This is a genomic window from Bacteroides sp. ET71 (assembly GCF_023336905.1).
Lineage (GTDB): Bacteria > Bacteroidota > Bacteroidia > Bacteroidales > Bacteroidaceae > Bacteroides.
In genome coordinates this window covers 1-21,181 of the sequence record NZ_JAMBLS010000039.1, presented here as the reverse complement: position 1 = coordinate 21,181, position 21,181 = coordinate 1, and the positions used below count along the sequence as shown (strand labels likewise).

The following is a 21,181-nucleotide window of genomic DNA, read 5'->3' as shown; positions in this document are numbered from 1 at the left end:
TTTCTCTATAGAGAGTCCACGGCTTTCATGCTTCGGGACTGCTATCGGCTCGAATTGTCCGTTACGGTCACGTGGAATGGTAATGACAGTCTCTCCGTGTTCGGTCTGGATTTTCTTCGGATAACTGCCATTACGTGAGTTACCACTGTTATTACCGGCCACGGAATTCTTTTCATAGCCCAGATGGGCATCCATTTCGCCTTCAAGCATCTTCTCTAATACTTGGGCATGCAACTGCTTCAGAAACTTGCTAACATCGGCTTCGGTCTTGAACTGGCTAAGGAACTCCTTGCTTAACACCTCATCGGGCACTGCTTGATTCTTTTCTTTCATAAGCTTCTTCATTTTGCAAATGTATAAAATAAAAAATACGAGGCTCTAACTTGAATCCCGTATTTCCATTTACACAAAATATTTTATAGTGCCTTGAATTCGTTTTTAATCAGCACTAAATGATAATTTAAGGGGGTGTATCAAAATAGGTATCCATTTCCCCTCCTCCGGGGAGGAGAATTGAGATACCACCCTGCATTTTGACACACCCTCTACTAAATTCCCATCAATCAGTTATGAGCTGCAAACATTATCTACGGCATCAGTTTTATGAGCGGAGTGAAGTCGAAACATCTTTTGAATGTCCTTATCACATAGGGAGATTCTTCACTCCGTTCAGAATGACAGAGAAAATGAAATTTAAACGACAGGACTCTACTTAGACTGGCAATACTTCATTGTTTCTCCGGGAAGCGACAAAGAAGGCGCGACAGCCTCGTCTGATACGGCACGTTTACGATTGGGCTTACTGCTCATGACAAAACGTAATTTTACGCCATCGCGAATGTCCTCATATCGCAAATAAGATTTATCGTACTTCTTGCCATTAACATATAGTTCTTTTACATACACGTTCTCCGGAGACCAATTATCTGCAGTCATCTCAATCACTTTTCCATTGCTCATCCGGACAGAAAGGGCCTCCACACAAGGCGAACCAATGTTATACATATTGCTCGAAGGAGCAATGGGATAAAAGCCCAGGCAGTTAAACATGTACCAGGCCGACATCTGGCCGCAATCATCATTCCCACTCAGGGCATCCGGAGTATCGCCATAAAAACTGCTGGCAATGGTGCGAATCCATTTCTGGCATTTCCAAGGTTCCTTCAAATAATTATAAAGATAAGCTACGTGATGACAAGGTTCGTTTCCGTGCCAATAAGCGCCGATACGCCCCTGAATGTCATGCGCTCCCGGAATGTCGTCCGGCAACTCCACCGTGAACAGTTCATCCAAATGACTACGGAACCACTCTTCCCCCGCTTCATTGATATATCCCTGCACATCTTGCGGGACATACCAAGTGTATTGCACCGTAAAGCCCTCTGTGATGTCACCCCAACCGTGCACAGAGCCAGGCCCTTGGTAAGCGACAGGGGTAAACGGCGTCCGCCATGCTCCCTGACTGTCGCGTCCACGCATGTATTTTGTCTCAGGGTCTATCAAATTCTGGTAAGACAAGGAACGATTCAAGAAATAGCGGTAATCGTCCTCCTTGCCCAACTTCTTGGCAGCCTGTGCGATGCAGTAATCGTCGTACGCATACTCCAGCGTTTTCGAGACAGACTCCGCCTCTTTGTCAAAAGGCACATAGCCCAACGCAGCGTATTCTGGCAGGCAATCGAAATGCGGGTTCATCGCCGTTGTTTTCATTGCTTCGTATGCGCGTTCATAATCGAAGCCTTTCACATCTTTCACAATCATATCTGCCAACACGGAAACGGCATGGTAGCCAATCATGCACCAGGTTTCATTTCCATAGAACGACCAAATCGGGAGCATCTTCTCCACGCTCTTGTCATAATGGGCCAACATGGAATTGGCTACATCTACATTTACATCCTGATGCACCAGGTTGAACCAGGGATGCAAGGCACGATAGGTGTCCCAAAGGGAGAAGACGGTATAGTTGGTAAAACCGTCCGCCTTTTCTATGTTCTTGTCCAATCCACGGAACCGTCCGTCCGAATCCTGAAAGATGAAGGGGTGCAAAGCCGCATGGTAGGCCGACGTATAAAAAGTCCGTTTTGTCTTGAGGTCGGCAGTGAGGTGGTATTTCCCCAACTCTTCTTCCCACAGCGCCTCACCCTTGGCTTTCAATTCATCGAATGTCAATCCATTCAGTTCTTGCAGATTATCCTTCGCCCCATTCGTGCTGACTGCCGAAATGGCCGTCTTTACAATTACCTCTTCACCTGCCTTGGTGTCGAACGAGATGCACGCCATCAGGTTTTTGCCCCAAGCTTCGTAACAGCTACGGAAACGGGAGGTGTTATAAATCACAGGCTTCTTGTCTTGCATGAAACGCAGCCCGGTCAGCTTTTTCGAGAATACGGCCGTGAAATAGACATGGCGTTCCGGTCCCCATCCCTTCACCAGTTTATAGCCGGTGATGGTAGAATCGTTCTCCATGCGCAGGTTGGCCCATTCGCACGACTGCCACAGCGTGTGGTTCATGTCAATCATGATAAACGCCTTGTCCGATTGCGGATAAGTGAAGCGGAACATGCCGCTGCGCACGCCCGATGTCATCTCGGCCTTTACACCATAGTCCAGCAGTTCCACGGCGTAATAGTTGGGAGAAGCCCACTCCCTGTCGTGCGAATAGTGCGAGCGGTAGCCCTCTTCTGGATTCTCGCGCGTGCCAGGGTCCAGCTTCATTTCTCCGGTGCCCGGGATGAACAGGAAGTCTCCCAAGTCGGGTATGCCCGTCCCGCTCAGGTGGGTCAGACTGAAGCCCAGCAACGTGGTGTGGTTGTATTTGTAGCCGGAAGCGGCGTCATAGAACTTGCTGTCTGTGTCCGGACTGATTTGTATGCCTCCGAAGGGAATCTGCGCACCCGGGTAGACATTCCCATAGCCGTCTGTCCCCACAAAAGGATTGACGTAATCAATCAGCCTTTCGGTTTGAGCCATGCCCGGCAAGACACTTGCCAGGCACAGCCAAATCCCGAACAATCTTCTTTTACCCATTTTCATATATGCAGAAGTATTATTGCTGTATATCTCCTACGGCCACCTGATACTCGTGCCACAGGTCGTCGATGTTGTACTCCTCGCCCAAGATATGCTTAATGGCGCCATCGAACGACCAGGGAACGACCTCGAGGGTGCTGCGGTTGAATTTGCGCAGGAACTCCGGGTCTTTGTTGTCGCGTAACCATACGAAGAAATAGCCTGCCGTACGGTAGCCATCCATGTAGTTTCCGCCTTTCGGGCGTGCCTCCGGTCCTTCGAATCCCCCATTGGCCACGCGCACGGCATCGGCCATGCCTTCGATGAAGGCCCAGAACACCCGGTTGGTGCCATACGAACCGATGCCTTGAGGCTCGAGTTGGTAGGCATGGGTCAGTTCGTGCAAAAGCACGCCGCGTGTTTCAAAGAACAACTTGGCTGTATCATTCTCTGCAAAAGATTTCTCAATATGGCGTGTACTGTAAAAAATCGTCACGTCACCATTACCCCCGCCTTTGGCAGAGATGCCGTCGATGTCTTCCAACGTATAATGTATGTTACGCACAGGGGGGATGCTGTCTTCGGGTGAATCGTAAAGCGTGGCCAGCACGGTACGTGCCTGCTCTTTGATATACGATTCGGCATCAGGGATAATCCGGTGATAAATGTCAGAACCCAGCGTTTCCGGCGCCTTGTCTTCAAACAAGATAGTACCCAGGTTATAGTCTTTCCAAACATCGGTATCATTTTTCGCTTGCTTTTGTGCGCTTGTCGTGCAAGCACTCAGGGCTGCCAGCAAGCAGGCAGCATAAAGTAAATGTTTCCTTCTCATATTTATTTCTATTTTTATATGTTATTTGTCTATTCCGTCAGTCAACGAATAAGGTTTATCCTCTGCCGACAATCCGCGGCGTTTGTTGGGCGACGCCCCCATCTTGAACTCCAGTACGCCTCCCTTGAGGATGTCTTCGTGGGTGATGTACATCTTGTCGTACACCTTGCCGTTCAGTTTCAGCGAACGGACGTAGCGGTTCTTGTCGCTGACACCCGGTGCTTTAATCTCCAGCGTGTTGCCATTGGGCAGCGTCAGCTTCAGGTAAGGCAAGTAGGGTGCGCCCAACACATACTGGTCTGTGCCGGGGCAAACCGGATAGAAGCCCATCACAGAGAAAAGATACCAGGCCGACATCTGCCCGCAGTCGTCATTCCCGCCCAGGCCGTTAATGTCATTCTTATACATCTTATTCAGAATCTCACGCAACCAATACTGGGTTTTCCACGGTTGGGAAGTCCATGCATACAGGTAAGGCACATGATGACTGGGTTCGTTGCCATGCACGTATCCACCCACCAGACATTCTTCCGTGATGTCTTCGTTGTGTTCGTAATACTTCTCCGGCAGATGCATGGAGAACAGCTCGTCCAGTTTCTGCACGAAAGCCTTTTCGCCTCCCATCAGGTCAATCATGCCGAACACGTCGTGCGGCACGTGGAAAGAGAAATTCCACGAGTTGCCTTCGATGAAGCCTTCGCCATAAGTCTGCAACACGTCGAACTCTTTTTTGAAAGAACCGTCGCTGTATCGGGGACGGGCAAAGCCAAGACTCTCGTCGTAGATGTTGCGGTAGTTGAGTGCCCGTTTACGGTACGTGTCCGCCACCTCTTGGTTGCCGGCTTTCAGAGCTGTCTGGTAAATTGTCCAGTCGTCGTAGGCGTACTCCAACGTAGAAGAAGCTGCCGTGCCGCTCTTGTCCAGCGGAACATATCCCAGCTTCATGTAGTCGGCCACGCCCTCGTAATAGGGAACGGTAGAAGTGCTCACCATCGCCTCGAGTGCCTCGTCTACGTTTGTAAAGACACCTTTGGCTATGGCATCGGCCAACACAGAGACGGCATGATAGCCGCTCATGCACCAGTTCTCGTTACCCATCAGGCTCCAGACAGGCAACATGCCGTGCACGCTCTGCTGTTCGTGCTTGATCATCGACTCCACCATGTCTGCATTACGTTCTGGCTTCACCAGGTTCAGGAAAGGATGTTCTGCCCGGTAAGTATCCCAGAGCGAGAATATCGTATAATTGGTGAATCCCTCCGCCTGGTGGATGTTGTGGTCCAAACCGCGATAGGCACCGTCTACGTCCATATAGACAGACGGGTTAATCATGGTGTGGTACAGCGAGGTGTAGAACATCGCTTTCTGGTCGGGCGTACCTTCAATCTCAAAATGGTTCAATTCGTTGTTCCAGTCCGTTCGGGCGGCTTCCGCCAACTGCTCGAAGCTCTTTCCGGCGGCCTCGGCACGCAGGTTTTTCAAGGCTCCTTCGGTGCTGACTGCCGACAAGGCTACTTTTACCACCAGTTCCGGATGAGTGGCCGTATCGAAGTTAAAGTATGCCACAATCTTTCGGCCGGTGATTTCCGGGAAGTTCTTCTCCAGCTTGAAGCGACGCCAGAAGCCGTTGTAGAGCACCTTTTCTTTATCCTCGTAGCCATAATCCCGGATGGGTTGGGAGAAGGAGATGGCGAAATACGTGTAGTTGGTGCGCGCCCAACCGTTGGTGATGCGGTATCCGGTCAGCAACGTATCGTTCTCCACCCGCAGGTTGGCCCACAAGACTTTTCCGTCGTAATTATAGATGCCGTGCACCAGGTCCAGAATCAGGTGTCCGTCTTTCCCCTGGGGGAAGGTGTACTTGTGCACACCGGTCCGCTGCGTGGCCGTCAGTTGCGCCTTGATGCCGTAATCGTCCAGCATCACTTCGTAATATCCGGGCACGGCCTTCTCCGTGGCATGGTCGAAGCGTGAGCGGTATCCTTCTTCCGGATGAGAAGCACGGCCAGGATTCAGACGGACGTCGCCCACGGCGGGCATCAGCAAAATGTCTCCCAGGTCGGAATGTCCCGTGCCACTGAGATGGGTATGGCTGAAGCCGACAATGGTCTTGTCCCGATACTGATAGCCGGCGCAATATTCATAGGCGTTCTTCTGATAAACGCCGTTTACATTATGAGGAATCGTGTCTGTGTCCGGACTCAACTGCACCCAGCCGAAGGGCGTGCAAGCACCGGGAAAGGTATGCCCCATCCCATTGGTTCCGATAATCGGATTTACATAGTCCACGGGGCTTTGGGCCATGGCAGGCAGGGTTGCTGCCGCCAAGGCCATTGCCAATACTGTCTTTTTCATATCAAACATGAGTCTGTTTACTTGTCATTGCGCGAGAAGGAATACGGGAAGTCGGATTCCTGGATGCCTCTTTTCTTATTCGGTTTGCTATCCATGTCGAACACCAGGCGGCCGCCTTTCAGCAGGTCGAAGTGGTTCAAGTAGTTCTTCGTATAATTCCGGCCGTTGTAGTTCAGCGAACGGATATAGCGGTTCTCGTCGCTGTTCTTCGGCGCAGAGATTTCCAGTTTCTTGCCGTTCTCGAGCATGATGGTTGCTTTCTTGAAATAAGGCGCGCCGATGACGTACTCGTTGCTGCCTGGGCATACAGGATAGAAGCCCAAGGCGGTGAATACGTACCAAGCCGAAGTCTGGCCGTTGTCCTCATCGCCGCAATAGCCATCGGGCGTGGGAAGATAGAGGCGGGTCATGGTCTCGCGCAGCCAATACTGTGCCTTCCAGGGTTCGCCGACATAGTTGTACAGGTAAATCATGTGCTGGATGGGCTGGTTGCCGTGGGCGTAGTTGCCCATGTTGGCAATCTCCATCTCGCGGATTTCGTGAATCACGCCGCCGTAATAGCTGTCGTCGAACACGGGCGGCAGGTTGAACACCGAGTCGAGCATGCTGACAAACATCTGCTTACCGCCCATCAGGTCAATCAGTCCCTGCACGTCGTGGAACACCGACCAAGTGTAGTGCCAACTGTTTCCTTCCGTGAAGGCATCGCCCCACTTGAAGGGGTTGAACGGCGTCTGGAAGGTACCGTCGGCGTTCTTTCCACGCATCAGTTTGGTTTCCGGGTCAAACAGGTTGCGGTAGTTCTGGCATCTCTTCTTGTAAACGGCCAGTTCGTCGGCCGGACGGCCCAGCTTCTCGCCCATGCGGTAGATGCACCAGTCGTCGTAGGCATACTCCAAGGTGCGTGCGGCACTTTCGTTAATACGCACGTCGTAGGGCACATAACCCAGTTTGTTGTAGTATTCATATCCCAGACGCCCGGTGGTAGAAACTCTTGGGTGCACGCTGTTGGCGCCTTTCAGCAAGCCTTCGTACATTTTCCCGGCATCGGCCTTGGTGATGTTCTTCAGGAAAGCGTCGGCCACCACAGAAGCCGAGTTGTTGCCGACCATGCAGCCACGATGCCCCGGGCTGGCCCATTCGGGGAAGAAGCCGCTCTCCAGGTAAGTGTTCAGCAGCCCCTCTTGCATCTTCTCGCCCATGGAAGGATAAACGAGATTGACAAAGGGGAAAAGACAGCGGAAGGTGTCCCAGAAGCCGGTGTCGGTGAACAGGTATCCCGGCAGCACTTCGCCGTTGTAAGGACTGTAATGCACGGTTTCGCCCTGTGCGTTCACTTCGTAGAACATGCGGGGGAACAGGACCGAGCGGTAGAGGCAGGAGTAGAACGTGCGCAGGCGGTTCTCGTCATCGTCCTCCACCCGGATACGGCCCAGCACGTCGTTCCACGCCCGACGGCCCTCTTCTTTGGTCTGCTCGAAGGTCTTGTCGCCTATCTCCTTCAGATTCTGTTCAGCCTGCTCGAAGCTGATGAACGAAGAGGCCACGCGGGCATGAACCTGCTCGCCTTTCTTCGTGGAGAAACCAATGGCAGCGCCCACGTGGTTGGATTGCAGTTCGAGATGTGTCTCCACCAAGTGATAGTCCGCCCAGACCTTATGGAAGGTGAAGGGTTTATCGAACTCTATCACGAAGTAGTTCTTGAAGTTCCGGGGCACGCCGCCGCTGTTGCGCGTGGTGTAGCCGATAATCTTGTTTTCCTCGGGGATGACCTTCACGTACGAGCCGCGGTCGAAGGCGTCTATCACGACGTAGGCATCGTCTGTCTCGGGGAAGGTAAAGCGGAAGTAGGCGCAACGCTCCGTCGGGGTGATTTCCGTCGTCAGGTCGTATTCCGACAAGTAAACCTTGTAGTAATACGGCATGGCTTTCTCTGCCTTGTGCGAGAACCAGGAGGCGCGGCTGTCTTGGTCGATTTTCAGCCTCCGGGTCATCGGCATGATGGAGAACTGGCCGTAATCGTTAATCCACGGGCTGGGCTGGTGTGTCTGTTTGAAACCCCTGATTTTGTCGGAAGCATAGGTGTAGGCCCATCCGTCGCCCATTTTCCCGGTCTGGGGCATCCAGAAGTTCATTCCCCAAGGCCGCGCAATGGCCGGGTAAGTGTTGCCGTTGGACAGCGAAATCTTCGAGTCGGTTCCCATCAGCGGGTTGACGTAGTCCACCGGCTGCTTCTGTGCCAGGCCGGCGGAAGCCCACAGGAGCAGGGCCGTGGCAAGGGTAAGTAGTTTTTTTGTATTCATACAAATGAGTGAGTGTTTGAGGTTGTAAAATGTAATGTTTGGAATGTTTGGCAAAGATAAGGCAAACGACAGACATGAGCAAGGCAGGGGGGGTGGCGGCATCGGCCGCCACCCGTCCACAGGACAGACGCCACCCGGGTGAGGCATCATCGTACATGATGCCTGCCATCATCCTGGGTGATGCCCATGACGTCCCGGGGGCGATGTGGCATCAGCCGGCGTCTCATGCCGCCTTCCTGCCCTGCCTGTCCTAATCAACCCATCCTGAACCAGAGGTTGGACGTGGGGCTGACGACATAGATATATCCGGAATCTTCGTACATGTAGAAGCCATCTTCCGAGAAGCAGAAGTCAAGCAGAGGCTTGAAGGTGGTTTGCGCTGCTTCGATATCGTTGTCGCCAACATTGCCGAACATGAGCTCTATGCCGGTGTTGGTGAAATAAATGCGTCCCGTGTTGTCGTCCGCGCTGGCGGCAATGTGGAACATGACATACCACCAGCTCCCTGCCTCCGAGTCACCCGGGCAAACCACGATGTTTCTGGGGCTGCGGTCGTCAAACTCCAGTTGTGCAGAGTGAAGCGTGGAAAATGCCTCGCAGATAGAACTCCTGTCGACAACGTGCGTGCTCCAAGAGTTGTTGTACATATCCAGCATATCCGAACTTGTGCTCGCGTCTACCGTCACGCCTGTGTTGTTCGTGCTCAACGTTCCGGTTTCGTAACCGTAGTAGATGGTGGCAATGCTTGCCCCGTTGACGGTCAGTCCTCCATCTATGCTCAGCACAGCGTGCTCGTCGTTTTCCGTGTCAATGCTCATCGTGTAGCTTTCGTGTGTCAACGTGGTGCCTTCGATGTAGGAGATGTTTATTCCCCAGTTGTTGCTGTCATCACGCGTGAAGGTATAATGGGCAATGACCCCGCTGGACGAAGCATTGCGCAGCAAACCGTTGCTCAAGCTCGTGGCAAGCAGTTCCACAGCCTGTGCCTTGTTATAGGCAATGATGGCCTGGCGTTTAGCCTCCTGCGCCTGCTGCATCTCGGCAGTGGTAGCCGGTGTAAGAATCATCTCCAAACCGTTTTCCTGCCCCGTAGCACGGATTTCAGAATCGGAATAAGAGGTAATAACCAATGTACTTTCCGTGTTCTCGCTCAGATATTGCAACATACCGTTTCCTACAATGGTCAGCAAGACTCTGTCCTCGCCTTCGTAATCCAGGTAATAGTCCGTCTCGACTGCCGATTGCAGCATGGTTTCGTCCGTGTCCGAAGTCACGTTCCAGCCTTCGGTGAATTGAAAAAAGAAGGTCGTTCCCTCGTAAGTCATTTTCCAACCATCGCCCGAGCATAGCAGGGCTTTTACTTCCGAAGGACGCAAGCGGTCTTCGCTCATGGTCCCTTCATTCTCCCAGTCTTTCCAGACGTCTGTCATGCCGCAGCTAGACAAAGCCAGGCACAGTGTTAATATGATATAAATAGGTTGTTTCATAATTTAGAAGTTTTGAATGAAATAATAATCGATTAGCTCAGCCTCTTACATGCCCGATTGCAGGATGTGAGCAGCTACCCGCATGGGAAGCGGCGTGTACGAAGGCGGCGTATAAGGCTCCAGATTTCCGGCCACGGCAAATCCCTTGGCTGCTCCCGGATCGCAAATACGCAAATCAATCAGCGGGGGAACTTTCCCGTCGTCTGAGATGTTCAGCAAGCCGTCGTCTTTCTCGTCGGTCGAATAACCGCCTCCGCTCAACGGGAGCATACCCCACGGATTGCGCATCGTAAAGAGATAAGCGTCGCTCTTGGGCAGCATGAACGTATAGGCATGGGCGGTCGTCGTTGTCTTATTGCCGTCGGCAGGCACGTCGCCCTGCGAGAAACCGCCAACCACGATCTTCCGCTGTTGCAAGGAAACGAGGGCCGCACGTTGCAGTTCCGGAGCAGAGAGCACATTCGCGCCAAAAGCAAAGCTGCTTCCGTTGCCCGTGAAGATGGCAGATACATACTCCGTGCCGATGCCGCCGATGTCGGACGTGCCTCTATACACCTGATACCACTTGATAAGCGCCTTCTCCAGCACTGTCGACCAAGTCACTTGGTCGCTCTTGCCCGACGAAGCTCCTACTTTGCTGCCGTCAGCAACAAAGTAATTATCCACGCCGACTTCCACCGGTTCTCCCTGCGGGTCGTACAAGGTAACCGTCCACGTGCTGTTGCCGTTGTCCTGGATAATGTTCTTGATGTATCCCGGGAAAAGGTAAGCCATCGATGCCATCACTGCGCAGGCACAGCAGTCGCCAATCAGATGTTGGTTCACGTCTGCCGGCAGCGGGTCGCCGAACGGATACAGCGTGCCCACAGAGAAAGTCTGCCAAGACAAACCTGCAAACGCATCCGGCTGCTTGGTCGCATCCTTCAGCCAGGCCAATTGGTCGGCTGTTGCCGTCAGGTCGTTCAGGTGCTGCGTACCCATCGGAGTGAGCGACGTATAGGTGTCTCCGCTGGCAAACTGCATCAAGTCGTCGATGTTCCCCTCGAAGGTGGCGGCGGAAAGCGTCCATTCTGCGATTTGCGTGGACGAACTGCCGTTATTGTTCAAGATTGACAACTTGTAATAACGGTACTCCACGTTGTTATCCACCTCGAAAGTCTTCACTTCCTTTCGGGCAGTAAAGACCTGGCCTGTTTGTTCGTCCAAGGTCACCCAGTCCGTCGCGTCTTTCGAGCCGGACAATCTCCAGTCCCGAGGGTCCTGTTCTTCGGCATCGGCGGCGGAAGTCAAGGAATAAGACTTCACGGCCACGTTGCTGTTGCCATTCCACGTAATGTCAAAACTGCCATGAGGGGTCTGATAGCTCGTATTGGCATCTCCGTCGACCAACTTGCCGATGCCTGCGTCTATCGGAGAGTCTGAATACTGAGCCACCAAAGTTCCGCTGGAAGGCATGTTCGAATTGCCTGTCGCCAACGGCCAGTAGGGGGAGGCGTACCCTCCGCCCCCGCCGTTGTCATCGCTGTCCGAACAGCCTGCCAATACAAAAGGTATTGACAAGCTGATGGCGAACAGCCATTTCTTCATATCTCTGAGTCTTTTCATCTCTGCTTGCTTTAAAGTCATTCGTCACTTCCTGTTTCTGCAGCCGTCCAGCCATAGTTCTGAACCATCTTCGGATTACGACGGATGTCTTGTTCGGGAATGGGGAACAAGTAATGACGGGTATCAAATACGCGGCTTTCGGTCACCACCTTCTCGAAGAACTGGGGAGGATCTTGCGTATAGTTCATGCCGTGGATTTCGCCGCCCTCGCCGCCTTTGTGATAAGAGGGATAAATCCAGTCGTCGCCCACTGCCATGTCTGCCACCTTCCAGCGGCGCACGTCGAAGTAGCGGTTCCATTCGTAAGACAACTCGATAAGGCGTTCGCGACGGATGCGCTTGTCCACCTCATCCCGGTTGCTCGGATAAGAGATATAATCGAAACCGTTGCTGTCCACCCCGCCGTTGTTTCCGTAACCCGGTATGCCGGCACGGGCACGCACGGCGTTCACATAATTCATGGCTTCGTCATATTGTCCGCAGGCGCTCAGCGTCTCGGCATAACCCAGATACATGTCGGCCAGGCGGAGCAAATTACAACTGTGCAGCCCGCTGGTCTGATTCTCGGGAGCCATCTTACGGACGCCATAACCGGTATAGGGAGCATCCCAAGAAGCGGCCACGTCGCCAGAGTTTCCGTTATGATTGAGCTCAGTGGTTATCTTGCCATAGTTCGATGTCTGGTTTACCCACGTAGAGCCGTTGTAAGTAATGCAAACATAGAAACGCGGCTCGCGGTTCTCCCATTGCTTCAAAGTCTTGTTGGTGTTAGCCAGGAAGAAATTGTAGTCGGGATTGCGGGGATTGTTGTAATCGTGATCCGAACCGTAGAACTCTTCTGTCGGAACCCCTTCATATTCCTTATAATCCGGATCTTCAACGATGCGGAGGCCTTTGTCCGTGAAGAACAAGTCTACCATTTCCTGCGTAGTGCCGAAGCCCAGACCGCCTCTCAGCGAAGAGTCATCCACTTGGTTATGATAAGGTGTCAATTCATAAGCGTGATTGTTATGGTCTACCAAGCGGATAAAAATCTGTTCCGTATTGGTCGCATCATACATAGTACCCGAAGTAACATTACGATAAGACTGATAGAAATCTATTTCACCGTTGCTGTTCGTCGTCGTGTACAAGCTGTAATAATTGGGCACGTAGTTATTGAAGAACTCCTCATAGGCATCGCGTGCTCTCTCCCATTTAGCCTGTTCTTGCGAAGCATCTTGGGGGAACAGTTGTTTGCCGTCGGTGTTTCTTACCTCAGCATACGTCGGGTTGCAGTTAAACAAAGGACTGGCCGCATACAACAGCAGTTTGGCCTTGAAAGCCTTGCAAGAAGCCTGGTCGAAACGGCCCAGGTTAGTACCGTCATATTTAACAGGCAGGTCGGCTGCAGCCGCGTCAAATTCGTCGGCAATCCAGTCCACACATTCGTCCACAGAATTGCGTTCCTTCAACAAATCAGACAACGGAGTGTCCAACGGAATGGCCTCTTCACCCAGCATGACGATGGGGCCATAGGAACGGAACAACAGGAAATAGAAATAAGCTCTCAAAGCTCTGGCCTGCGCCTTCCACACCAAACGGTCGTTAGCCGATGCTTCCGTACACCTGTCCACGTTGGCAATGAATGTGCTGGCTTTGCTGATGCCCTTGTAGTATTCGATGAACCAATAGTTAATCCAACTGGAAGAAGCATATACCGAGCCCATCGTCCACTCGTTGGTGATGTTCCACGTCCAAGTGATGTCGGCCTCCAGCGAACCGCCGGTCCAGATACCACCTCGGTTACTAGTCGGCCAACGTTCTTGAGTTTCATCTGGTACATAGCTATACACATTATTCAGGAACTGTTCTGTTCTTTGTCTGTTCGCAAAGGTAGTTTCCAGGTCATACTGTACGCCCGGAATACCGTCAAAGAAGTCGTTGCACGAAGTCAGTCCTGTTGCCAGCAACAGTCCCACTACTCCGATTTTAAATATATTTTTCATAATGATATTCGTAATTAGGTGATTGATTAGAAACTGATATTCACTCCGACTGAATAGGTGCGGTTGAGCGGATAAGACGTACCGTTGTTCGTATTCAGTTCCGGATCCCACAAATCAAACTTGGAGAAAGTCAGAAGGTTCGTACCCATCAGATAAACGCGGGCGCTCTTCAGGAACGTTCTATCCAAGATTCTCTTGGGGATGTTGTAAGCGATCGTCAATTGTTTCAGGCGAAGGAAGCTGACGTCTTTCTGCCACCAGGTGCTTGTCTTGGTGTTATTCTCGTTGGCAGCCTGCCCATAATGCAGACGGGGATAGAACACGTCCTGATTCGTAGGATCATCGGGCGACCATCTGTCTGTGATGTTCGAATAGAGGTTAGACAAGCCCGAGACGTCGGAGAACGGATGAATGGCATTGCCGTCCAAACAGCGGTCGGCTTTCGCGGTACCGGAGAACAAAGCGCCAATGGAGAAATCGCCCACTTGCAGGTCTGCTCCGAAGCCATAGTAAATCTTGGGCACGTCGCCCTGTCCGATCAGGCAACGGTCGTAGTCGTCAATCTGGCCGTCGCCATTCAAGTCCTTATACTTGATATCGCCCACTTGCGATACCTGGCCCGGATAACTCTCGCCGAACTGCTTGGCATGGTCCAAAATCTCTTCTTCGCTGGTGAACAAGCCTTCGGCAATCCATCCCCAACGACCGTTAACATTCGTACCGCGCGTTTCCAGCCAAGGATAAGTGGCTGCGGGGCTGTCGTCTTCTACGATTTCGTCTTCGTTCCAGGCGAAGTTACCGCGTACGGTCAAGAACACCTTCTTACCGAATTGACGGGTATATTCCATGGTCGCTTCAAAACCCTTGTTGTCTACAACGCCCAAGTTTCCGTAAGGCATTTCGATGAAACCGGAGTAGTCGGGAATCGTTTGACGGGACAGGAAGATGTCCGTACGATGCTCCTTAAAGAAGTCGAACTGGAAGGTCAGGGCGTCGTTCATGAAGTTCACGTCAATACCCAAGTCCTGCTTTCTGGAAGTAGACCAGCCCACGTTGGCTCCGTAGCGGGTATAAGCCCAACCGTTTACAGCGCTGTTGGAAACTCCGAAACGATAACCGTCGGAGCCGCCCATCTGTTCCTGATACATGAAGCGACGACCCGTCACGGCATCCGTACCTACCAAGCCGTCCGTATAGCGGACTTTCAAGTAGGAAACATATTTCTTAATGGGTTCCCAGAAATCTTCGTTGGAGATGGCCCAACCCACACCGATGGCCGGGAATACGCCGAAACGCTTGTCCGGGCTGAAGTTCTCAGAACCGTTGTAACCCACGTTACCCTCGATGAAGTAACGGTCATTCCACGAATAAGTGACGCGGGCGGCAATGCCTTGCTGCTTATAAGGCAGAGAACCCACCAAATCGCCTTCCGCAGCATCATTCCGCGTAATCTTCTGGTTGTAGAGGAACAAGGCTCCTACGCGATGCAGGCCGAAAGCACGGTCGTAGTTCAACGAAGCCTCAAAATAAGTGCTTCTGCTCTTGCTGGATGCCATGTCGTATGACAAGTCCTTGCTGCCCTGATAGGTTCTGTTCAGGCGATAGTTGCCGTTTTCATCAAAGACATCATCGTTCCACAAACCCGTGTTGGTATCTTTGGAACCTGCAAACCAATAGGTATCTTCACGTTTCTTATAATAGAGGTCACTCGAATTGGTCACGTCGAAAGCCAGCAAAGCCGATGCGCTCAAGCCCTTGCTCCATTTCCAGAAGCCCAAGTCTTGCGTCAGGCGAATATTCGAATTCAACTGGTTGCGCGACTCATTAGTATAACCACGGCGTGCCAAGTCGGCATAAGGATTACGGAAATCCCCGTTCGTCGAGATGCCGGGTACCGAGCCATCGGGCATCAACAGCGGCATATATACCGGATTGATGGCCATGGCTTGCGCGAACAGATCGGAAGTGCTCTGTTGGGGATAGTTACCCTCTGACAGATAACCGGAGAAACCCAGGTCGATAGTGGTGGTCTTCGTGGGCTTCAAGTTCAAGTTGGCCGTGTAGTTATAACGGTCGTAACGCATGTTGGCATCATAGTTCTCCATACGTGCCGTGCGTGTCAGACCTGTTTCATTGTAATAAGTCAACGACACGTAGTAAGTAGCGTTAGGAACACCACCCCGCACGCTCAGGTTCACACGGCGATTATGCCCCAAGTCTCTGAACAGTTCGTCCATCCAGTTGACAGCCGGATACAGGTACTGATTGTACATCGTAGGATTATCGTTGGGCAGCAAGCCATAAGCCTTTTTGGTAGCCTCGATGTATTGGGGTGTGTAGAGCAGACGACCGTTGGTATTCATGTTTGCTTCATTGGCAGCATCCATATACGTGTAAGCGTCAGCCAACTGAGGTTTCTTGGTCAGCGTCACAAAGCCCTCGTAGTAGTCGGCCGTGAACTGCGGCTTGCCCACTTTACCGGGTTTCGTTTTAATCAAGATAACGCCATTTGCACCGCGTACACCGTAAACGGCAGTTGCCGAAGCATCCTTCAAGATGGTGAACGACTCGATGTCTTCGGGGTCAAGGTTGTTGAAGCTGCGCTCCACACCATCCACCAGCACCAACGGTGAAGTGTTCTGGTTGGTAAAGGTAGAGATACCACGAATCCAGATGTCGGAGTCATCATGTCCCGGCTCGCCTGTACGCTGCACGGCCACTACGCCTGCCAGTCGTCCGGCAATGACCGAAGACAGATTGGCCGCCGGCATCTTTATATTATCCATCTTCATGGAAGATTGTGCACCGACCACCGAGACTTTACGCTGGCTGCCATAAGCCACCACTGTCACCTCATCCAACGTAGCTACGTCTTCAGCCAATGCAATATCAAGCACTTTTTCGTTTCCAACTTTTACTTCCTGCGTTTTGAATCCTATATAAGAGACCGTCAATATAGGATTTTCCGTGGTCAGTCTCAGGTTATACTGACCATTGGCGTCTGTAATGGTACCGTTAGAGGTTCCTTTCTCCAAAATACTCACACCGATGAGTAATTCTCCTTTTTCGTCCGACACACGTCCTGTGACAGACCGCCCCGACTGAGCCCATGCCGAAGTTCCCAACATCAACAGCAGGAACAACACCCATGAGCATTGGAGGCAATGCTTTTCATTCTTACCGAATAAATTCATGTTACTGTGTTTTTAATTAATACTAAGGTTTTCAAACGTTATTTATCGTCTGCAAACGCAAATTAAGGAGTTTGAAAATTACACACTGTGCTCTAACGCTTCAAAGTTCAGACAAAAAACGAGGCAAAATTCAGCATCATGTCTGTCAAACCAGAGCACAAATTACTCTGCTAATTATCAACGGATTAAAACGGGAAACGCACAATATGAGCACAAGGCGATAGCAATTAAAGCACAAACGGCACCACGCCGCAAGGCCGGAAAAAGGGGACAGGAAGAATAGAAATGAAAAGATGACAAAAAGATTTCATGCCATCGGCCATCAACTAAACCGGAAAAGGCTCTGATACTGCACGGGGATGCCTCTCCTTCACTGCGACTGCCCGCATTACGGATGAAGCTCCTCCTTCTGATAGTTTTTAGGCGTCATGCCAAAACGACGTGAGAATTCCTTGTAAAAATAAGAACGGCTCGATATTCCTACCTCAAACATGACATCTTGAATGGACAGCTTCTCGTCCTGCAACAAGCGGGCAGCACGCTCCATCCGGTAATCCTTGATTAACTCGCTCGGCGATATTTGAAAGACATCTCGAAATTTCCGGTAAAACTGGCTTTGGCTCATGCCCATATCAGAAGCCAGCAACGTAGAGCCTAAATCTTCCCGCTGGAGGTTCTGCTGGATAATCTCCAACAACTTGCTGACAAAATCCCTCTGCTCAGCATTGGCACAAACAATCTGATTGGACAAATAGCCCAAGTCTTCGATATAAATCTTTTCCTCGCGTTTGCCATAAATCACCCGGTGAATGACCTCACGCAAAAACAGAATGTCATAAGGAAACACCACGTAAGAATCAGACCACGAAAGAACCTCATGCAAGGAGAAATGGCATGCCTCCCAACTGAACATCGGAATAAATGCCGTCGTTTCCAGCAAAGCACGATTAGCGGCAACATACTTCATGAAGTCGCCTTCAACACCGACATACACTTGCAAATCGGCCAGGAATAAAGCCGGAGCATGATGACGTATCTCCTCAAATGCCAACTGCACGGTCTTTACCGAACGAACGACAAATTCCTCTGCCAGCAAATCGCTAATCAACCAGACCATCTCATCCCTATCCTCAAGCAACAAGACAGTCATCTTCCCTTTTGTTTCACCTTCTTCCATCCGAACCGGCTCAAACAGCAAAGTCAATACGCAATCCCCATCATTATCCGTGCAATCAAGAACAATGTGATGTTGCTTTAAAGCCACCTGAATGGACGCCAAAAAATGCCAGACATACCAAGCATCCTCCGTGTTCTTCTTTTCCTCTATCATCCTTGCCGAAAAATCCGAATCAGAAAGACAACGATACAATGCCTTAATCCCTTCGCAGCCAACCACAGACGAAAATTGCAGCAACAAGCCTCCTTCACGTTCTTTCATCTCTACCGTCACTGTCGACGAGACTTTTTGTTCTGCCAGGAAAAGGTAGCATCCGTATAAGACGCAACGCAACAAGTTCTTATAAACCGGGAAGGTGAACTGTTCCGCTACAACAATATTCAAAAAAGACAAATCAACCTTCTGGTATTCAAGTACGCCCACCACTTCCTGCGAAAGTTCCTTCAAGCACATACGTCCTTTTATGCTGTATGTTGTCGGAAAGAAAGCGCCCAACTGTTCCTTACCCAACGTGCCCGGCCGGAAAAGCGCAGCCATCACCGTTTCATGTATCTGTTCTACGATTTTAAAACGCTGCACATCGGGCAGATGTTCTGCACGCAACTGGTCACTGGCACGATAAATAGCCGTAAAACGGTTAAGCAACTCACGGTCAGGAATATGGATATCCGGCAAACTACGATTACTTTCCGCCATAGACAAACGTTGTATTATACGCTTCTGTTGGAAAACATTGCGCAACAAATACACCAAATAACCGGCAGCCAACAAAAACAAAAGGCTATAAAAGACATAAGCCACCGACGAAAGATACCAAGGCGGCAAAATGTGTACAGGCATAGAAAAGGTCGTATATTCTGTACTGAACACATCTTTCTTGTATCGCACCCTAAAGACATAATGACCGGAAGGAACGTCTACATAAGAAACCTCATTCCGACTGCTAAACAAACTCCAATCTTTATCATACCCTTCCAACATGGAAGAATACTCTATGTTCTCTCCCGCAAGAAAATCAGGGGCTACAAAGGAGAAGGAAAAAGAAGCCTTCTGCTGTCCTTCCAATGAAATGCTTTGACCATCCTCGCTCAAGCAATTGCCGATAAGCACACTCTTCCCGTCAATTGTCATCTTACGCAATATGACATTAGGATAATATTCCGGAGCAGCAACCACTTCTTTGTCCAAATACACCAATCCGTCAATACCACCAAAAAACAAGCGTCCCGTATAAGGGCACTGATAATAAGCATCATCGCTAAACTCGCCAACCTGTATGCCAGCCGTATAATAATAGGTGTGCGAAGTCCCGTTCTTCGGATTATACTTGATTAATCCCCGATTTGTGCTAAGCCATAACAATCCATTCCCATCTTCCAGGATACCATGAATCATATCATTGAGCAATCCCTGTTCCTTACCGACATAACTGCAAGCCATCTGCCGGCCACTGAAGTCCAGACACACCAAGCCTGATGTGGTTCCTGCATATAGCCGGCCATCTGTGGCACGATACAGGCTAAGTATATCATCCACAGACACGTTAAGCCTCTCTTTCAAAGAAATCACCTCATATTCTTCTGTCCTTTTGTCAAACCGCACGAGGCCTTTTTCCCTGCTCCCCAGCCACAAAACAGAGTCCCCGTCTGCCAGCATAGGATAAAACATGGTTATCTCATCCTGCTTATAATAAAAATGATAATGCTTTTGCGACTTAATGCGGGTTCTCCCATTTTTCTGTTCCAAAACCAATCTCCGGAAACCAGAGCCTGCCGTAACCACATACAGTATGCTATCTTCTTCTTCATAGATATCATGCACCTCATCGACAGGGTCAGGCGAATTGTCTTCCACGCTGCATAAGGTTTCATTGGCAAATGAATAATAATACAGTCCCGGAGTGCCGGCTCCAATCCAAAAAATATCCTTAAAACGGCTTTCTTTTAACGAATAGACTTGAAATTCCTTGTCCCAACGAACATAATCAGAAGCTTCCTGCCATCCGGCCGGGGAATAGACTATTGCCTTCCCCCCTTTTTCATAATTGGGTATATGCAAGAGGCCATCCCCTTTCGTTCCCAACCACAAGCCTCCATACTTATCCGTCATGACAGAACGCACCTGCCTGTTCAAATTAGGAGACAAACTATCAAGCATTAAATTCATCGCCATGTCAGATTTCTCTGCATACATAATAGCCCCTTGACCATCTGAAGCAATCCAAAGAATATTCTGGTTGGGATCACGGTATATATTATAGATACGTATATTCCGATTCACAACCTCTTCTTCATACTTATGCGAAGCACATAAGCGTACCAAGCCATTCGTTCTGAACGCAACGATAATATTTTCGCAAAAAGGGACAATACCGGCAATCTTACCATATCTCTGTATGAGAGAGGACAGATTGCGGACATATATTTTGGAACGACGAGAAACATCGTAAATATAAAGGTCGCCGTTTTCATCTACAAAACAAACAATCCCATTCTGATAGAAAACTTCATCTATGTTATTCGAATGAAAATCAGAAGACAAAACAGCAGAACGGACAGACAACGTGTCTTTATCAAAACTATCGACCGAAAATTGCACTAACTTACCCGTACCACGGGGAAAAGTCCACAAGACACCGTCTTGGGCAACAAAAGCCCGGCAGTCCATATCCTTCACAGGCACCCCGCTTTCTTTGAGACGGACAAACTTTTTATGATACGTATTATAATAAAAGACCCCTTCAGGATTGATTAGCCACGCATTGCCCGCATGATTGGAATGTACATAATAATCGCCGGCAAAATTATAATATTCCACCACTTGACGCATTTTTAACGAAAAGCGGTTCAATCCCAGATGCGTAGTAATCCATAAGCAATCCTCATCAGCCTGCTGGATAGAATGAATGATATTATTGTTCAGGGTCTGTTGTTTCGAAAAATCAGAACGAAACACTTCCATGTTTCTTCCGTCATAACAATTTATACCATCATAAGTGCCAAACCACATCAAGCCCTCTCTATCCTGAAACATGCTGAGCACGGCACTGTTGGAAAGCCCCTGCTGATGATCTATTTTTGAGAAAGAAAACATGTCTTTCCCGTCAGCAGACAAGCAGCACAACAAGAAAAAGAAGAAGCAAACAAACGTCAAACACAATCTCGACATAACAGGCAATTTCATAGATTAAATACCGATTCAACACTTTAAGCCAAGCAAAATTACTCT

The 21,181-nt window shown here is 50.2% G+C and carries 11 protein-coding genes; 1 reads left to right on the top strand and 10 read right to left on the bottom strand.

Going from position 1 to position 21,181, the window contains the following annotated elements:
* The 5 genes from M3090_RS13760 to M3090_RS13740 all read right to left on the bottom strand — a co-directional run.
* A partial coding sequence (locus tag M3090_RS13760; RefSeq protein WP_249057264.1) for a transposase occupies positions 1 to 345 on the bottom strand: 345 nt, incomplete at its 3' end.
* 363 nt (positions 346 to 708) lie between these two features.
* Positions 709 to 3,030, bottom strand: coding sequence for a GH92 family glycosyl hydrolase (locus tag M3090_RS13755; RefSeq protein WP_249057262.1), 2,322 nt, complete (start codon positions 3,028 to 3,030; stop codon positions 709 to 711).
* 19 nt (positions 3,031 to 3,049) lie between these two features.
* Positions 3,050 to 3,844 carry a basic secretory family protein gene (locus M3090_RS13750; protein ID WP_249057259.1) on the bottom strand — a complete coding sequence of 265 codons (795 nt, stop codon included), beginning with the start codon at positions 3,842 to 3,844 and terminating at the stop codon, positions 3,050 to 3,052.
* Between the two features lie 21 nt (positions 3,845 to 3,865).
* Complete coding sequence (locus M3090_RS13745) at positions 3,866 to 6,199, bottom strand: GH92 family glycosyl hydrolase (RefSeq protein WP_410553265.1); 2,334 nt, start codon at positions 6,197 to 6,199, stop codon at positions 3,866 to 3,868.
* Positions 6,200 to 6,216: 17 nt separating this feature from the next.
* Positions 6,217 to 8,502, bottom strand: coding sequence for a GH92 family glycosyl hydrolase (locus M3090_RS13740; RefSeq protein WP_249057255.1), 2,286 nt, complete (start codon positions 8,500 to 8,502; stop codon positions 6,217 to 6,219).
* Positions 8,503 to 8,576: 74 nt separating this feature from the next.
* On the opposite strand from M3090_RS13740, the gene M3090_RS13735 reads away from it, so the two are divergent.
* Positions 8,577 to 8,756 carry a hypothetical protein gene (locus M3090_RS13735; protein ID WP_249057254.1) on the top strand — a complete coding sequence of 60 codons (180 nt, stop codon included), beginning with the start codon at positions 8,577 to 8,579 and terminating at the stop codon, positions 8,754 to 8,756.
* On the opposite strand, the gene M3090_RS13730 is transcribed toward M3090_RS13735, so the two are convergent.
* The 5 genes from M3090_RS13730 to M3090_RS13710 all read right to left on the bottom strand — a co-directional run bounded on the left by M3090_RS13730 (position 8,757) and on the right by M3090_RS13710 (position 21,136).
* A complete protein-coding gene (locus M3090_RS13730) occupies positions 8,757 to 9,989 on the bottom strand; it encodes a hypothetical protein (RefSeq protein WP_249057252.1) in 1,233 nt (410 codons plus the stop codon).
* Positions 9,990 to 10,034: 45 nt separating this feature from the next.
* Positions 10,035 to 11,594, bottom strand: coding sequence for a C2 family cysteine protease (locus tag M3090_RS13725; protein WP_249057249.1), 1,560 nt, complete (start codon positions 11,592 to 11,594; stop codon positions 10,035 to 10,037).
* Between the two features lie 17 nt (positions 11,595 to 11,611).
* Positions 11,612 to 13,582 carry a RagB/SusD family nutrient uptake outer membrane protein gene (locus tag M3090_RS13720; RefSeq protein WP_249057247.1) on the bottom strand — a complete coding sequence of 657 codons (1,971 nt, stop codon included), beginning with the start codon at positions 13,580 to 13,582 and terminating at the stop codon, positions 11,612 to 11,614.
* Positions 13,583 to 13,608: 26 nt separating this feature from the next.
* On the bottom strand, positions 13,609 to 16,776 hold the full coding sequence (locus M3090_RS13715) for a SusC/RagA family TonB-linked outer membrane protein (protein ID WP_249057245.1): 3,168 nt from the start codon (positions 16,774 to 16,776) through the stop codon (positions 13,609 to 13,611).
* A 388-nt stretch (positions 16,777 to 17,164) separates the two neighbouring features.
* Entirely contained in the window at positions 17,165 to 21,136 is a 3,972-nt protein-coding gene (locus M3090_RS13710) for a helix-turn-helix domain-containing protein (protein WP_249057242.1), read from the bottom strand.
* Positions 21,137 to 21,181 lie beyond the last annotated feature (45 nt).

Excerpts from the sequence above, each read along its gene's own strand:
- M3090_RS13725 (WP_249057249.1), bottom strand. The coding sequence starts at position 11,594 with ATGAAAAGACTCAGAGATATGAAGAAATGGCTGTTCGCCATCAGCTTG.
- M3090_RS13740 (WP_249057255.1), bottom strand. The coding sequence starts at position 8,502 with ATGAATACAAAAAAACTACTTACCCTTGCCACGGCCCTGCTCCTGTGG.
- M3090_RS13730 (WP_249057252.1), bottom strand. The coding sequence starts at position 9,989 with ATGAAACAACCTATTTATATCATATTAACACTGTGCCTGGCTTTGTCT.
- M3090_RS13735 (WP_249057254.1), top strand. The coding sequence starts at position 8,577 with ATGAGCAAGGCAGGGGGGGTGGCGGCATCGGCCGCCACCCGTCCACAG.
- M3090_RS13755 (WP_249057262.1), bottom strand. The coding sequence starts at position 3,030 with ATGGGTAAAAGAAGATTGTTCGGGATTTGGCTGTGCCTGGCAAGTGTC.
- M3090_RS13745 (WP_410553265.1), bottom strand. The coding sequence starts at position 6,199 with ATGAAAAAGACAGTATTGGCAATGGCCTTGGCGGCAGCAACCCTGCCT.
- M3090_RS13750 (WP_249057259.1), bottom strand. The coding sequence starts at position 3,844 with ATGAGAAGGAAACATTTACTTTATGCTGCCTGCTTGCTGGCAGCCCTG.
- M3090_RS13710 (WP_249057242.1), bottom strand. The coding sequence starts at position 21,136 with ATGAAATTGCCTGTTATGTCGAGATTGTGTTTGACGTTTGTTTGCTTC.
- M3090_RS13715 (WP_249057245.1), bottom strand. The coding sequence starts at position 16,776 with ATGAATTTATTCGGTAAGAATGAAAAGCATTGCCTCCAATGCTCATGG.
- M3090_RS13720 (WP_249057247.1), bottom strand. The coding sequence starts at position 13,582 with ATGAAAAATATATTTAAAATCGGAGTAGTGGGACTGTTGCTGGCAACA.